12 protein-coding genes are annotated in these 15174 nt (G+C 68.6%); 3 read left to right on the forward strand and 9 right to left on the reverse strand.

Translation table 11 applies throughout. The features are described from left to right. Positions 1–340 precede the first annotated feature (340 nt). Both ACP2WS_RS09390 and mnmE read right to left on the reverse strand, forming a co-directional pair. A complete protein-coding gene (locus tag ACP2WS_RS09390) occupies positions 341–877 on the reverse strand; it encodes a HEPN domain-containing protein (protein WP_426460550.1) in 537 nt (178 codons plus the stop codon). Positions 878–894: 17 nt separating this feature from the next. Beyond that, a complete protein-coding gene (gene mnmE / locus ACP2WS_RS09395) occupies positions 895–2325 on the reverse strand; it encodes a tRNA uridine-5-carboxymethylaminomethyl(34) synthesis GTPase MnmE (protein WP_426460551.1) in 1431 nt (476 codons plus the stop codon). 200 nt (positions 2326–2525) lie between these two features. Here mnmE and ACP2WS_RS09400 point away from each other — a divergent pair, with 200 nt between their 5' ends. Then, positions 2526–4526, forward strand: coding sequence for an ABC transporter ATP-binding protein (locus tag ACP2WS_RS09400; protein ID WP_426460552.1), 2001 nt, complete (start codon positions 2526–2528; stop codon positions 4524–4526). Positions 4527–4616: 90 nt separating this feature from the next. Here ACP2WS_RS09400 and ACP2WS_RS09405 read toward each other — a convergent pair whose 3' ends face one another. From ACP2WS_RS09405 to tsaB, 7 genes are all read right to left on the reverse strand, one after another. Continuing rightward, positions 4617–5879 (reverse strand): MgtC/SapB family protein, encoded by a 1263-nt coding sequence (locus ACP2WS_RS09405; protein WP_426460553.1) that lies wholly within the window; start codon positions 5877–5879, stop codon positions 4617–4619. A gap of 244 nt (positions 5880–6123) precedes the next feature. Next, positions 6124–6885, reverse strand: a complete 762-nt coding sequence (locus ACP2WS_RS09410; protein WP_374491843.1) for a thiol:disulfide interchange protein DsbA/DsbL — start codon at positions 6883–6885, stop codon at positions 6124–6126. A 51-nt stretch (positions 6886–6936) separates the two neighbouring features. Beyond that, the gene (locus ACP2WS_RS09415) at positions 6937–7866 is read right to left on the reverse strand and encodes an SPOR domain-containing protein (RefSeq protein WP_426460554.1); all 930 of its coding nucleotides are present in this window, start codon (positions 7864–7866) and stop codon (positions 6937–6939) included. Between the two features lie 14 nt (positions 7867–7880). Then, positions 7881–9572 (reverse strand): arginine--tRNA ligase, encoded by a 1692-nt coding sequence (gene argS / locus ACP2WS_RS09420; protein WP_426460556.1) that lies wholly within the window; start codon positions 9570–9572, stop codon positions 7881–7883. Positions 9573–9684: 112 nt separating this feature from the next. Next, positions 9685–10656, reverse strand: coding sequence for a uracil-DNA glycosylase (locus ACP2WS_RS09425; RefSeq protein WP_426460557.1), 972 nt, complete (start codon positions 10654–10656; stop codon positions 9685–9687). Positions 10657–10766: 110 nt separating this feature from the next. Then, entirely contained in the window at positions 10767–11324 is a 558-nt protein-coding gene (rimI, locus tag ACP2WS_RS09430; protein ID WP_426460558.1) for a ribosomal protein S18-alanine N-acetyltransferase, read from the reverse strand. Positions 11325–11328: 4 nt separating this feature from the next. Next, positions 11329–12084 (reverse strand): tRNA (adenosine(37)-N6)-threonylcarbamoyltransferase complex dimerization subunit type 1 TsaB, encoded by a 756-nt coding sequence (tsaB, locus tag ACP2WS_RS09435; protein ID WP_426460637.1) that lies wholly within the window; start codon positions 12082–12084, stop codon positions 11329–11331. Between the two features lie 545 nt (positions 12085–12629). Between tsaB and dacB the strand changes: the two genes are divergently transcribed. Further along, positions 12630–14249, forward strand: coding sequence for a D-alanyl-D-alanine carboxypeptidase/D-alanyl-D-alanine endopeptidase (gene dacB, locus ACP2WS_RS09440; protein ID WP_374491848.1), 1620 nt, complete (start codon positions 12630–12632; stop codon positions 14247–14249). A 230-nt stretch (positions 14250–14479) separates the two neighbouring features. Next, on the forward strand, positions 14480–15124 hold the full coding sequence (locus tag ACP2WS_RS09445; RefSeq protein WP_426460560.1) for a MarC family protein: 645 nt from the start codon (positions 14480–14482) through the stop codon (positions 15122–15124). Positions 15125–15174 lie beyond the last annotated feature (50 nt).

Here is a 15174-nt window from a genome sequence, read left to right on the forward strand (position 1 = left end):
CTAAAGTGTCAAATTAATATTTTGACACAAACCAACAGCCTGATCCAAGTCCATGCCACGCGCTCCCTCTTGGCAAAGAAGTCGGCTTGCCCGTCTGCGCAAAGTGTCCGTTCGGTGCATGGCCACAGGACACTTACACGAACGCAATCGCAACCTGTTCTATGTGGTCTACTCAAGTCCCAAGACTCGGCTCGCCCTGCTGTTCATCCAGCTTCTGTCGCCGCAGGCATTCGCGACCTTTGAAGACTGATTTGGCGCTGCGTCGATCAACTCAGCGCCTGCTGCGTGACGCGAAGGGAAGCTGCTACAACCGGCGTCGCCGATGTGCATGACTCGTCGGTCAAGCTTTCGTAGCTGCCTCAGTTGCCTCTACAAGGCATTTCAGAAACCTGATGGCCTTCTCCAATTCGTCCTTGCGTATGAGGTGGGCTGCTGGCACCCCGGCACTCGGGGCCTTTGATCGATGCACAGCGTCGCCACGTTTTTTGATCAACGCGTCGAGTTCCAGGCGAGCACGGGCGCTGTCGTAGTTGTTCCAGTGCCAGCCTGCCGCCACATCGACACCCAGAAAGTCGGCGAACAACTTGCAAGTCTTCTCGGCATTGGGATTGTTGAATTGCTTGAGCGTCATCTGAAGATGCCGTAGCACGAATCGATTCTGAAAACTGTCATTTCCTTCCCCCAGTCGTTGCCGAACTGCTTCCTGCACTCTGTCTTCAACATAAGTCTCCCATGCAGTGCAAGCCATGATGAGACCTGCGCGCTTCAGTACCTCCGCATTCGGCGGCGGAGGGAGGGTGTTGATGGCATTGAAGTGATCAAGCAACTCCACCGCGTCCTTGATGGAACTGTCGAATGTCTTTCTGGCTGTGGGCATATTGAACGGAACGTTGGTTATTTACCGATGCAGAACTTGCCGAAGATTTCGCCCAGGAGGTCGTCGGGGGTGAATTCGCCGGTGATGGTGTTGAGGGCGTTCTGGGCGAGGCGGAGTTCCTCGGCGAGGAGGTCCAGGGCGGGGGCGGGTCTGGCGAGGTGGGCGCGGGCTTCCTCGACGTGGACGGCCACGTGTTCGAGCGCGTGGAGGTGGCGCTCGCGGGCGATGAAGACACCTTCGGGGGCAGATTGCCAGCCGACGAGGCGCAGCAGGCGCTGGCGCAGGGTTTCGAGTCCGGCACCGGTGCGTGCGCTGAGCAGGAGGGGCACATCGGCATCCTCCTGCCGATGGGCGTCCACGGGAGCTGACAGGTCAGGGGGCGCATCGGTCAGGGTGTCGGCCTTGTTGGCCAGATGCAGTACGGGCACGCTTGCGGGGAGCTGCTCGGCAAGGCGCTCGGCGATGCGGGCGTCGGCCTCGCGGTAGGCAGGGTCGGACTGGCGGGTGAGGTCGTGCAGGAAGAGGACGGCATCGGCCTGGGTGATTTCGCCCCAGGCGCGTTCGATGCCGATGGCCTCTACGGCGTCGACTTCGGCAAGGGAGGTGTCACGCAGGCCAGCAGTGTCGACGACGTGCAGGGGCACGCCCTCGATCTGGATGGTCTGGGTGACCTTGTCGCGCGTGGTGCCGGCAATGGGAGTGACGATGGCCAGTTCGGCCCCTGCCAGGGCATTGAGCAGGGAGCTCTTGCCGGCATTGGGCTGGCCGGCGATGACGACGCGGATGCCTTCGCGCAGGAGCGCGCCCTGCCGGGCCTGACGGCGGATGCTGGCCAGGCGTTCGGCGATGCGGTCAAGCTGGCCCGAAGCGTCGGCCTGGCGAAGAAAGTCGATGTCTTCCTCGGGGAAGTCGAGCGTGGCTTCGACGAGCATGCGCAGGTGCACGAGGGCGTCGCGCAGGGTCTGCACCTCGTGGCTGAAGGCGCCACTCAGCGAGCGGCTGGCGCTGCGGGCAGCGGTTTCGGTGCTGGCGTCGATGAGGTCGGCCACGGCTTCAGCCTGGGCCAGATCGAGTTTGCCGTTGAGGAAGGCGCGTTCGGTGAATTCGCCCGGCTCGGCCACCCGCACCCCCAGGGAGGTGCCGGCCTGCAGGCAGCGGGCCAGCAGCAGCCGCAGCACCACGCTGCCGCCGTGGGCCTGGAGTTCGAGCACGTCTTCTCCGGTGTAGCTGTGCGGGGCAGGAAACCACAGGGCCAGTCCATGGTCGAGCGCGGCCCCCTGCGCATCCGGGAACGGCAGGTAGGTGGCCATGCGGGCCACGAGCGGGCGTCCGAGCAGGGCTTCGACGAGCGGGGCCAGCCCCTGCCCGCTCACCCGCACGATGCCCACGGCTCCCCGTCCGGGGGCGGTGGCAATGGCGGCAATGGGCTGGGCATGACGGGCAAGCATGAAACGGGGTCTCCGGATAGAGGGGGTCTGCTGCAGCGCAGGCAGGCAGCTCGGACAATCGCTGCATCTTGCCAGAAACCAGGTCCCGGCGCAGCTCTCGGGCGGCCCTGGACGCACGGGATACGCCTGCACCGGATCTGGCGCACAGAAGCGCAAAACCTGCTGCCATGCGGGCATGGCTTCTCCGCTACCATGCAGCCATGTGTCTATCCCGGTTCTTTTCCTGGTGCGAGCATCGTCTCGCGCCCTATCCCGCTCCTGATCCTGCCCTGCCGCCCCGGGCGTTCTGGCCCTTTGTGTGGCAGGCGGCGGCCGGGGCGCGTGGCTCCCTGGTGGCGCTGGCTGTGCTGTCGGCACTGATCTCGATGTACGAGGTGTTCCTGTTCGCCACGCTGGGGCGCGTGGTGGACTGGCTCGGCGCGCTGCATCCGCACGAGCTGCTGGCCGCACGGGGGACATCGCTTGCCTGGCTCGCCGGCATCATGCTGGCCTCGATCGCGCTGGTGACGCTGCAGACCACGGTCAAGCACCAGGTGCTGGCCATCAATTTTCCGATGCGGCTGCGCTGGAACTTCCACCGCCTGATGCTCGGCCAGAGCATGGCGTTCTATGCCGACGAGTTCGCGGGCCGCATCACCACCAAGATCATGCAGACGGCCCTGGCCGTGCGCGACATGCTGTTCACCACGGCCGACGTGCTCATCGGCATGGGCACCTACATGCTCACGATCCTGCTGCTGGCAGCGGGTTTCGACTGGCGGCTGATGGTGCCGTTTGCCCTGTGGGCGGCTGCCTATGTGGCGGCCTGCCGCTACTTCGTGCCACGGCTCGCGCAGGTGAGCCGCGAGCAGGCCCATGCCCGCGCGGCCATGACGGGACGCATCACCGATGCCTATACCAACATCGCCACGGTCAAGCTCTTTGCCCATACCCGCAGCGAGGCGGCCTTTGCCCGTGCGGCCATGGACGGCTTCCGCTCCACCGGCTACGCGCAGATGCGGCTCGTGAGCCAGTTCGAGATCACCAACCAGGTCATGATGGTGGCGCTCATCGGCAGCTCGGGCGGCCTGGCGCTGTGGCTCTGGGCCCAGCAGGGCATCGGCATCGGGGCGGTGGCGGCCATCACCGCCATGGCGCTGCGCCTCAACGGCATGAGCCACTGGGTCATGTGGGAGCTGACCACGCTGTTCGAGCATGTGGGCACCATCCAGGACGGCATCAATACCCTCTCGCGGGCCCCGACGGTGGTGGATGCGCCCGAAGCCGGCACGCTGCGCGTGACGCAGGGGGAAGTGAGGTTCGAGCATGTGACCTTCGGCTACCGGCCCGACCTGTCTCCGGTGATCGACGACCTCACGCTCACGATCCGTCCCGGCGAGAAAGTGGGGCTGATCGGCCGCTCGGGCGCGGGCAAGTCCACCCTGGTGAGCCTGCTGCTGCGCTTTCAGGACGTGCAGGCCGGCAGCGTGCGCATCGACGGGCAGGACATCCGCGCCGTCACCCAGGACAGCCTGCGCGCGCACATCGGCGTGGTCACGCAGGACACCTCGCTTCTGCACCGCAGCATGCGCGACAACATCCTCTACGGCCGGCCGGACGCTAGCGAGGCCGAGCTGCATGCCGCTGCCGCGCGTGCCGAAGCCGATGGATTCATCTCCGCGCTGGAAGACCGCGAGGGCCACACCGGCTACGACGCCCAGGTGGGCGAGCGGGGCGTGAAGCTCTCCGGCGGCCAGCGGCAGCGCGTGGCCATCGCGCGCGTCATGCTCAAGAACGCCCCCATCCTCGTGCTCGATGAGGCCACCAGCGCCCTCGACTCCGAAGTGGAGGCGGCCATTCAGGACAGCCTCGCCAAGCTCATGGAAGGCAAGACCGTGCTTGCCATTGCGCACCGGCTCTCGACCATCGCGGCACTCGACCGGCTCGTGGTGCTCGACCAGGGCCGCATCGTCGAAGAAGGCACGCACCACGAACTGCTGGCCCGCCATGGGCTGTATGCGCGCCTGTGGCAAAGGCAGAGTGGCGGTTTTCTGGGCGAGCAGTCCGGACACGAAGAGGCCGATGCCCTGCAGACCGCGCTGGCGGCCGGTCAGGCTGCGGACCCTGCCGCATCCGAGACCACTCCGGCCGATGCAGCCTCCGAAGCCGACACGCCCCAGCCGCCCTCGGGCGCTCCTGCCGATCGCCCTGCGGCCTGCTGACAGGCGGCCTGCCCCTTCACCAGCAGCTCAGACCCACCGCCAGGCCCTGCTTTCTGTCGAGGGGCCAAATGTCTTTGACTGAGGTGCCAGTCAGGCCGCAGCACCCCTGCCGGCCAGCATGGCTCCATGCACCACCAGCGCTGCCGCCTCCATGCTGGCCAGAGCCACGGCCACACGCATGCCATAGCGCCGGCCACCGCTCACAAAGGCCAGCACCGACTTCGACACCGCGCTGCTGGCCAGCACGCACAGCACCCCCCACTGCGCATACACGGGAGACATGCTGCCCGAAGTCCCCATCTGGGCAATGCCCACGGCCGCCGCCTGCAGCTCCGTGAGTGCGGCCAGCATGGCGGCTGCAATGGCCACCGTATCCCCGAAGGTGCTGCGCAACCAGGCCGCCAGCACCGAGAACCCCGCAATGACGGCAGCCACCAGAAAGGCATGGGCGAGCTTGAAGGCCTTGGCAGTGGGCTCCTCCACCCACTGCTGCGCGCGGGCCGCCGCCCGCAGGCCGAACGCGGCGTTGAGCACCAGCACCCCCACGGCCGCCGCCATGGGCCATGCCAGCGCCTGCATGAGCCCGGGCGCCGCCGCCCACACCACCGCCAGCAACAGCAGCAGCGAGGCCAGATTGGAGAGAATCGCCGCCGAGCTGGCCGCCATCATCAGGCGGGGCTCGGTCTTCACCCGCTGCCCAAAGCTCGCGGTGGCCGCTGTGGACGAGGCAAAGCCCGAAAAGAACCCCGTCACGGCCAGCCCCCAGCGCACCCCGGCCATGCGCATGGCGACGTGCCCCAGCATGCCCATGGCCATGACGAGCACCACGATCATCCAGACCGTGCGCGGATCGAGCACGCCCCAGGGATCGACCGCATGGTGCGGCAGCAGGGGCATGACCACCAGCAGCGCCGCCAGGATGAGCAGCGCGTCCTTGAGCTCCTGTTCGGTGACGATGTTGCGGCTGATGTTCTGCAGCTGGGCCTTGGCCTGCAGCAGCATGGCTGCCACCACCCCCAGCCCCGCCGCCAGCTGCGGGTCACGCACCGCAAGCCCGGCCAGCGCCATGTTGAGCAGCAGCGCCGTCTCGCCGGTCAGCCCGAGATCGGTCGGGGCATTGCGCACATAGCCCACCACGGCCAGCGCTCCCACGGCAGCCAGCGCCGCGATGTAGGGCCCCAGCCCCAGCCCGAACGTCACCACCCCCAGCAGCGCCACGATGGCATGGGTACGCAACCCGGCCAGCGGCCCGGTGCTGTGGCGCTCCCGGATCGCACCCACCAGAATGCCCATGCCGAGCGCCGTAGCAATGCTGGTGATGGAAACAGACAGAGGCACGGATGGGTCGGTCATGGCGGCACACTCCTGCTCGGAAAAAGAGAAAAGAGACAGGGACCAGGACACGCAGCACACCGTACCCGTCCAGCCCGCAGCCTTCCATGCAGAATAATCGCTCTGCCCCGTGGCACACCGGACGGCGATCGCCGGGAGCATGAAAATGCCCGCACATGGCGGGCATTTTCATGGGGAAGGCCCATGCGCTGCCGCTGAGGCTGCCCGCGCAAGACGCCTGCGCGCAGCGCGCACGGCGCAGGCCTCAGGCGTGGCCTGCTTCCTGCTTGCCGAGCTGGGTGACGATCTGCAGGGCGCGGGTCATGCCCTGGGCGTGTTCGCCGTCGATGTAGTACTTGCCGGCCACGCCGAACGAGGGTACGCCCTCGACGCCGTAGTCCTGCACCAGCTGGTTGGCGCGGCGCAGGTTGGCATCCATGGCAAAGGACTTGTAGGCCTCTGCAAAGTTCGTGCCCTGCAGCTCGGGCTGCTTGGCCGCCCAGGCCAGCACGGCTCCGTCGGAAAAGAGCTGCTGGCGCTCCTTGTGCACGGCATCGAACACCTTGCCGTGCATCTGCGCGAGCTTACCGGATGCCACGAGCGCGTAGTACATGCGCTGCAGCGGCACCATCTCGGGCCGGAAGGCGACCGGCACCAGGTTGACGACCAGCTCGGCCGGTGCGGATTTGCGCCAGGCCTCGAACTCGGGCTCGAAGTGGTTGCAGTGCGGGCACCAGTAGCCGAAGAACTCGACCACCTCGGCCTTGCCCTTGGGCACTTCGGTGGGCAGGGGCGACTTGAGCACCATGTAGTCCTGTCCGGCCACGAAGGAGCCGGCGGCCGCCGGCTGGGCCGGTGCGGCATTGGCCGAACTGATGGCGCCGGGGGCCGGCACAGCCTCGGCACCTGCCGTGGACGAGCCGGCCGGTGCGGGGCCGGTGGTGGTGGTCTGCTTGCAGCCGGCAAGCAGACCGGCGATGGCGCCCGAGCCCACCAGGAGGCTCAGGGAAAATTCACGACGCTTCATGGGAACACACTCCGGAAACGGCGTGCCGCGCGGGCACGCCTGAGCAGGGAATCAGCGCTGGACCCGCACCAGTGCGGCCTCCACGCCATTGCTGTCGAGACGCGATTTTGCATGGTCGGCGTCGGCCTTGCTGTTGAAGGGGCCAAGCCGTACCCGGTAGACGGTGCGGCCAGCCTGGTCACGCTCGGTGACGCGGGCACCGAAGCCCATGAGCGACAGACGCGCCTTCTGGGCATCGGCCTCGCCCTGGTCGCGGAAGGCGCCTGCCTGCACGAAGTAGACGAAGGGCTCGTTGGCGGCCGCCGGCTGGGCTGGTGCATGGGGGCGCGCCGGTGCGGCGGCTCCGCGCTCCTGCGCCAGGGTGCCGATGGGATCGGCGGAGGCATTGGCCCGGTCGGTCTGGACCTTGTTGGCACGGGCTTCGGCCTGCTGGGCCCGGGCGCGCGCCTCGGCACGGGCCTTGGCACGCTCGGCTTCCTGCTGCTTCAGGTCGGCACGGTGTCTGGCCTGGGCTTCGGCACGGGCCTGAGCCTGGGCCTGCTCCTGCGCGCCCATGACTTCAGGGTAGTTGCCGCTGTGGTTCTGGCTGGTGGCTGCCGGCTGCTGCTGGGCATGGCGGGCAGTGGCCGGTGCGGTCGTGCCCTTGGCAGGGGTGTCGCCGAGCTCGTTGACGATGGGCGGCGGCGCATCGGCCGAGGCGCCCTGCTGGGCTGCGGGCTCGACCTGCCCGCTCACACCCCCGCGGTAGCCCTGCAGGCCGGCGTTGGGATCCCAGGCCTTGAGCCGGGCTTCCTCGGAGGCCTTCTGCTCGGCGGTCTTGCCCATGAGCTTGTCGGTGAAGGGCGTGGGTGCCTTGGTGACATAGACCGCCACGCCCAGCGCGATGGCCAGTCCGACGACCAGCCCGATGATGAAGCCCACGATGCCGATGCCACGCTGGCGGGTACGGCGGGCGATGGGGGCGGGAACGGTGCGGTTCATGTCCTTGGGGTGCCTCACATTTTGGCGGGTGCCGAAACACCCAGAAGGGCCAGGCCGTTGGCCAGCACCTGGCGGGCGGCCTCGACCAGCGCGAGACGTGCAAGCCGCGTGGGCTCGTCGTCCACGAGAATGCGCTCGGCATCATAGTAGCTGTGGTAGCTGGCGGCCAGTTCGCGGAGATAAAAGGTTACATCGTGCGGTGCAAAGTCCTGGGCCGCCGCGCGCAGCATGTCGGGGTACTGCGAGAGCTTGAGCAGCAGCGCCTGGGCTGCCGGGGTGTCGAGCGGAGCCAGGTCGGCCGCGCGCAGGCGGGCGGGGTCGCCGCCCTGCTCCTGCCACTGGGCCAGCACGGAGCTGATGCGGGCGTGGGCATACTGGACGTAGTACACCGGGTTCTCGTTGTTTTTCTGCACGGCGAGATCGACGTCGAAGGTGTATTCGGTGTCGGGCTTGCGCGAGAGCAGGAAGAAGCGCACGGCATCGGCGCTGGTCCATTCGATGAGATCGCGCAGGGTGACGTAGCTGCCGGCACGCTTGCTGATCTTGACTTCCTCGCCGCCACGCACGACGCGCACCATGGTGTGCAGCACGTAGTCGGGGTAGCCCTCGGGAATGCCGACGCGGGCCGCCTGCAGGCCGGCGCGCACCCGGGCGATGGTGCCGTGGTGGTCGGTGCCCTGGATGTTGATGGCCTTGTGGAAGCCGCGCTCCCACTTGGCGATGTGGTAGGCCACGTCGGGCACGAAGTAGGTGTAGGTGCCGTCGGTCTTGCGCATGACCCGGTCCTTGTCGTCACCGAAGTCGGTGGTGCGCAGCCACAGGGCGCCATCCTGCTCGTAGGTGTAGCCGTTGTCGATGAGGCGCTGCACGGTGCGCTCCACGCGGCCGCTCGCGTACAGGCTGCTTTCGAGGTAGTAGTTGTCGAAGCGCAGGCGGAAGGCCTGGAGGTCCTTGTCCTGCTCGTTGCGCAGGTAGGCCACGGCGAACTGGCGGATGTTGTCGAGGTCTTCGGCGTCGCCGCTGGCGGTGAATTCACGGTCGTCGGCATGGACGGTGCGGCCGGCGAGGAAATCGTCCGCGATGTCCTGGATGTAGTCGCCGTTGTAGGCAGACTCGGGCCATGCGGTGTCACCGGGACGCAGGCCACGCGCGCGGCACTGCACCGAGCGTGCCAGGGTGGCGATCTGCACGCCGGCGTCGTTGTAGTAGAACTCGCGCGTGACGTCCTTGCCCTGCGTGGCGAGCAGGTGGCAGATGGCGTCGCCGAGTGCAGCCTGCCGGCCGTGGCCGACGTGCAGGGGCCCGGTGGGGTTGGCGCTCACGAATTCGACGAGCACGCGGTCCTCGGGCCGGCCGGTGGGCGCGAGGCAGCCGTAGGCGGTGCCGGCTTCGAGCACTTCGCGCACGACCTGCTGCTTGGCTTCGGGCCGCAGGCGGATGTTGAGAAAGCCGGGGCCGGCGATCTCGATCGCGGCCACCCAGCGCACATAGGCCGGCTGGGCGAGCAGTGCCTCACGCAGCTGTTCGCCCAGGGCGCGCGGATTCTGGCGCAGGGGCTTGGCAAGCTGCATGGCTGCGTTAGTGGCCCAATCGCCATGAGCCGCCTGCTTGGGGGATTCGAACGCGGCCTTGCTGCCGGCGCCGGGACTGAGTTTTTCCAGCTCGGCGGACAGGGCCGCGAGCAGTTCTTGTTTGACTTGGAGCATGGCCGCTATTTTAGGGGCCTGCGGTCCAGGGCCGGCAAGTGGGTGTGACCTAGGGACGACGGGCCGCACTCCCTTTCGCCCCCGCGCATGCGATGCGGATGCCGCGCCCGGTTCAGGCGCTGCGCTGCACCGCATAGGCCAGGCACAGGTCCTGCCACGCCTGCGCCTTGGCCGAGGCATGGCGCATGAGGTGCGCCAGCGGGTAGCTGACGATGACCGGCAGCTCTGCAAGCCAGTCGGGTACCGCCTCCTGCGGCGGCACAGCCACGTGGTAGACCTGCCCCCGGAGCGTGCCCAGCGGCTCGGAGCGCCCCAGCAGCCCCTGCACGGCATGGCGCCCGAGGGCCACGACCACGGTGGGCTGCACCAGCAGGATCTCGCGGCGCAGGCAGCCCGCGCAGGAGGCGATCTCGTCGCCCGTGACGTTGCGCGCCGCCGGAACGGCGCACTTGGTGACATGGGTGCGGTAGACCTGCGCGGGGTCGAGCCGCAGGGCTGCGATCATGTGGTCGAGCAGCCGCCCGGGGTCGCCTGCGGCCGCGAGCCCGGCGGCATCTTCGGCTTCTCCGGGGGCGTCGAGCACGACCATCCAGCGGGCAGCTCCTGGCGCCGGGGGGGCAAGCAGCCCGGCGGCCCGCGCGTCCCACACGGCATGGTGCCGGCCGGTGTGCAGGGCACAGGCTTCGCAGTCCGCCACAGCCTGCTGCAGCCGTGCGGCATCGAGCGCCTCCCATGCAGGCCAGTGTCCGGTGCCCGGCCCTGCGGCAGAGGACGAAGCGGGAGGTGCCACGGCCGTGGCGCGTTCTGCAGGCTCCGGCTGGGACGGGGGCAGCGCAGGAGCCATCGACTGGGCGGACGGGCGTGCTGCGGCATCCGCTGCGGGAGAGTGGGCAGTCGCCGGCGCAGGCATCGGCCGGACGGTGGACGGCACCACGGGCTGTGCAGGCGCTTGGGCAGGCACCGTGCGGGCAGCGGCAGCCTCCGCCTGCCGCGTGACGGAGGGAGGCTCGGGCAGGGGCTGCCACACCCGGATGCCCATTTCGGCCAGCATGGCGCGCTGGCGGGCGTCGAGAAGCAGGCTCATGGACAACACAGGCGCCACGGACGACGCGCGGAGGAACGGGAAAACGGCATGATGGGGCTATTGTCGCGCAAAGGCCATGCGCCCTGCCCCGCCGAGCAAGGAGGCTGTGCTCAGCAGCCGTCGAACGAGGAGTCGGAGGGTGCGTCGAGCATGCAGCACATGACGATGGCATCCTCGCGCCCGCCGCCGACGGCGGGGTAATAGTTCTTGCGCCGCCCCACGGCCCGGAAGCCGAACCGCTCGTACACGCGGTGGGCGTGGGGATTGCTGGTGCGCACTTCCAGCCAGACCTGGCGGGCCTGGTGCCACAGGGCCCAGTAGCAGAGCTGCCGCAGCAGAAAGACCGACCAGCCCTGCCCCTGATAGTCGGGATGCACGGCGATGTTGAGCAGATGTGCCTCCTGCACGCCCTGCATGACCACGAAGTAGCCGATCAGGGAAGGCGGTGCATCCGGCAGGCGCTCGTCCCAGAGCAGCTGGATCGCGTACTGCGCTGGATGGGCCAGGATGTCGGCAAAGTTGAGCCGCGTCCACGGAATCGGGTAGGCGCGCTGCTCGACGTCCATGATGGCATCCAGATCGGCAAACGCGGCATGCACCACGCGCACCCCCGGCACTCCGGCCAGCTCCGGTGCCACGGGAGGCACGGTGGTGGTGTGGTGGAACATGGGATCAGTGCTCCGCCGCCGCTGCACGGGCGGCCTCGCGCTCGGCGGTGGTCTGTGCCACCTTGTCACGCACATAGCGGGGCAGGGCCAGCGCCGCATCGACGGCTGCCGACTGCGCGAGCAGAGCAGGCGCGAGCCGCAGCATGGCCTCGGCCGTAGGCATGGCAGGCATGACCGACACGGGCAGACGCGGGCCATAGACGGCCGCGACATTGCCCACACAGGGCACGCCGGGCTGCCAGCCCGGCAGGGCGGACAGATCCTCGGGGTGCACCAGAAGGGCATCGGCCACGCAGCTCCAGGCCGGCAGCCCCTGCGCGCCGGGCTGCCAGCGCCAGCGGGCGGCGTACATCTCGTCCATGCGGGCATCAAGCAGGCTCCACACCTCCAGCCCCGCCGGGGGCACGGGCGTCTGCCGCACGCGCCAGTCCTCGGCCACGGCCAGCAGCGTATCGACTGGCAGCACCGGCAGATGCGCCCCCAGCGCCAGCCCCTGCGCCACCGAACAGGCGGTGCGCAGGCCGGTGAAAGAGCCCGGACCGGCGCCGAACGCCACGGCATCGAGCTCGCGCAGGGTGCAGCCTGCCTCGCCCAGCAGCCGAAGCAGCGACGGCAGGAGTGTGGAGGAAGAGTGGGCCGCGCCCGGCCCCTCGAAGGCCCAGGTCCGGGGCGCTTCTCCCTGGGCGGCCGCGCCAGCGGGCCAGCGCCCCACGGCGATCGAGAGGCGATCGGTACTGGTGTCGAGCGCGAGCAGGCTCAGGGGTGCCTCGGTCGACCACTTCCGCAGCGGAAGCGGGGTGCCCGGTTCCACGTCGGGCAGGGAAGGAAGGGCTTCGTACATGGAGCGCATTGTTCCACAACTCCCTGCCCGGAGGCCGCTCTGGCACAGGCGCACCACTCTATGCAGTGCGGTGTCTGACCGGCTGGCTCCTGTGCGGGCCGGGCGCCCCATGGCTGCAGCACACCGGCACGCCCGCTCTGGCCGGTCTGCAGCTACGGCGCACCTGGCGCCGAAATGTACCTCCCGTCACACATCCTCCCCCTGGTTGGCAGTAGACTCCGAGCGCCCGTGCACGGGCGAAGTCCATGCAGTCCAGAGCACAGGCAACGGCCCCCGTTTCCGCGTGTCCTGCGGACACTCTGCGGGGCTCCCGGTGCGCGAGGCACGGTGCCACCCGACCCCCGGCCGGATGGTGTGCTCCGGATTGCTGCTGGCGCGCCCTGTCCCGACATGTTTTTCCCATTCCTTCCGTCGCGGAGGTGATGGAGACATGTCTCGCGCGCAGCCGTTTGCCCCTGATTCCCATGCAGTTTTTCTCTCCCTTGCGATGCCGTCCGAGCCTGGTGGCCGGTGCGGTCGCTGCCCTGCTGACCCTGTCCGCCTGCCATCGGGCCGAGACGCCCGATGCCCCGGCCTCTGCCGCCGACCCCGAAGCCGCCGCCGACGGCTCCACCCTCACCCGCCACTACGAGGAAGCCCGCACGCCCGCACTGGCCGCCCAGGCAGCGGCCACGAGCATCCCTTCGGGCGTGCTCGACCTGCTCACGCAGGCCAAGATCCCGCTCGACGATGTGTCCCTGCTCGTGGTGCCGGCCGACGGAGGCGCCCCGCTGGTCAACCATGCGAGCAGCGTGCCGCGCAACCCGGCCTCGGTCATGAAGCTGGTGACCACGGCAGCCGCGCTCGACGTGCTCGGCCCCACCTACACCTGGAAGACGCCCGTGTGGGCGGGCGGCCCGGTGCAGAACGGGGTGCTGCACGGCAATCTGTACGTCAAGGGCTCCGGCGATCCGCTGCTGGTCATGGAACGGCTGTGGATGCTCATGCGCAATGTGCGGCAGGCCGGCATCGAGACCATCGACGGCGATCTGGTGCTGGACAACACGGCCTTCGAGGTGCCGCAGCAGGACCCCGGCAGCTTCGACGGCAAGCCCTTCAGCCCCTACAACGCACGCCCGGATGCGCTGCTGGTGAACTTCAAGTCGGCGGTGCTGAACTTCACGCCCGATCCGGCCCAGCAGGTGGCCCATGTGAGCATCGATCCGCCGCTGCAGGGCGTATCGGTGCCCGCCACGGTGCCGCTCACGCACGGTGCCTGCGCAAACACCTGGCAATCCGGGCTGGGCGCACGGCTGTCGGACCCGCACGCCATCACCTTCTCGGGCCATTACGCCGACGGCTGCGGCCACCAGATCTGGGCCTTTGCCTACCCCGCGCCCAACGAGTTCGCGGCGCGTGCAGTGGCTGGCATGTGGACCTCGCTCGGCGGCCGCATCCAGGGCCAGGTGCGCTATGACAAGGTTCCCGCCGACATCGTGCGCAAGGCGCCGCTGGCGGAGTCTGTCTCTCCCACGGTGCCGGAGGTGATCCGCTCGCTCAACAAGCACAGCAACAACGTGATGGCCCAGCAGGTGTTCCTGAGCATGGGCTTGCGCCGCGCCGGCGTGGGCAACATGTCCACCTCGACCGCCGCCGTGCAGGACTGGTGGCGCGGCATGCTGGGAGCCACCCCCATGCCCGATGTGGACAACGGCGCGGGGCTCTCGCGCAGCGCCCGCATCAGCGCCTCCTCGCTCGGCGCCATGCTGCAGGCGGTCTGGCGCTCGCCGAACATGCCGGAATTCATGGAGTCGCTGCCCATCATCGGCGTGGACGGCACGCTGCGCCGCAGCCGCATTGCCGACCGGGGCGCCGCCCACCTCAAGACAGGCACCCTGCGCGATGCCTCCGCGCTGGCCGGCTACGTGCTTGCCAAGGACGGCCGCCGCTACGTGTTCGTCGCCATCGCCAACGGCGGACGCGCCCTGCTGGCACGCCCCGCCTTCGAGGCGCTGGTGGACTGGACCGTGCACCGGCCGGCCACCGCCACTGCCGGAGCTCCTGCCGTGACCGCCACCCCGGCCGTGGCCGCCAGCGCACCCTGAACCGCCCCTCTGCACCGCCGCAGAAAGGCAGGGTGTCTCTCGCCCGCAATCCCCGCAGGGATTTGCGGGACAGGCTCCCGGGCCAAGGCGGTTTCACGTTACGATGGGGCCATCCAGACCGATCGGGCCACGTGCAAGCGCGATGCATGGGTGTTTTCCCCCTGTGCGCCGCTGCCTTCCGCCCATGTCCTGCGGTCTGCCCACAGCCCCTGTCGCATTTCCCTCCGACTGTGTCCACTTCCCTGCAGCTCCTCAGCCTCAAGCCGCTCATCACGCTGCTGGCGATCGTCAACCCGCTCGCCATCCTGCCGTTCTACATCTCGTACACGCAGGACTTCAACGCCTCGCAGCGGCTGCGCACCATCCGGGCCACCACCCTGACGGTGTTCGTGGTGCTGACCTCCTGCGCGCTGCTGGGGCTGGAGATTCTGAGCTTCTTCAACATCTCGCTGGCCAGCTTCCAGGTGGGGGGCGGCATGCTGCTGCTCATCAGCGCCCTGCAGATGATCAACGCCCAGCCCGCCGAGGCCCGCACCAACGCCGAGGAAACCACCTACGCGGCCCGGCAGGCCAGCATCGGGGTGGTGCCTCTGGGCATTCCGCTGCTCACGGGCCCGGCCACCATGTCCACCATGGTGATTTTTGCCAACCGCAGCAAGAACTGGCTGCAGATGGTGCAGCTCATCGGCTACGCCGTGCTGGTGGCGCTGGCCGTGTACGTGAGCTTCCTGCTGGCGCCGCGCATTGCCCGCGCCATGGGACAAACAGGCATCAACGTGATGACACGCCTCATGGGCCTGATTCTGGCCGCCATGGGCGTGGAAGTCATGGCAGACGGACTGCGGCAGATTTTTCCGGCGCTCGGCGGCAGCTGATTCAACGCCGACACAACGGCGCACCCGAGGCCCCGGCGTCCGGTCCGAGC

This window comes from Brachymonas moutaii (nom. illeg.), assembly GCF_049977365.1.
Classification (GTDB): domain Bacteria; phylum Pseudomonadota; class Gammaproteobacteria; order Burkholderiales; family Burkholderiaceae_C; genus Brachymonas.

What these genes read in the sequence shown, in the direction of transcription:
- ACP2WS_RS09410 (WP_374491843.1), bottom strand. Translation starts at nt 6,885, where the DNA reads ATGAAGCGTCGTGAATTTTCCCTGAGCCTCCTGGTGGGCTCGGGCGCC.
- ACP2WS_RS09390 (WP_426460550.1), bottom strand. Translation starts at nt 877, where the DNA reads ATGCCCACAGCCAGAAAGACATTCGACAGTTCCATCAAGGACGCGGTG.
- rimI (WP_426460558.1), bottom strand. Translation starts at nt 11,324, where the DNA reads ATGTTCCACCACACCACCACCGTGCCTCCCGTGGCACCGGAGCTGGCC.
- ACP2WS_RS09400 (WP_426460552.1), top strand. Translation starts at nt 2,526, where the DNA reads ATGTGTCTATCCCGGTTCTTTTCCTGGTGCGAGCATCGTCTCGCGCCC.
- ACP2WS_RS09405 (WP_426460553.1), bottom strand. Translation starts at nt 5,879, where the DNA reads ATGACCGACCCATCCGTGCCTCTGTCTGTTTCCATCACCAGCATTGCT.
- mnmE (WP_426460551.1), bottom strand. Translation starts at nt 2,325, where the DNA reads ATGCTTGCCCGTCATGCCCAGCCCATTGCCGCCATTGCCACCGCCCCC.
- dacB (WP_374491848.1), top strand. Translation starts at nt 12,630, where the DNA reads ATGCAGTTTTTCTCTCCCTTGCGATGCCGTCCGAGCCTGGTGGCCGGT.
- ACP2WS_RS09415 (WP_426460554.1), bottom strand. Translation starts at nt 7,866, where the DNA reads ATGAACCGCACCGTTCCCGCCCCCATCGCCCGCCGTACCCGCCAGCGT.
- argS (WP_426460556.1), bottom strand. Translation starts at nt 9,572, where the DNA reads ATGCTCCAAGTCAAACAAGAACTGCTCGCGGCCCTGTCCGCCGAGCTG.
- ACP2WS_RS09425 (WP_426460557.1), bottom strand. Translation starts at nt 10,656, where the DNA reads ATGAGCCTGCTTCTCGACGCCCGCCAGCGCGCCATGCTGGCCGAAATG.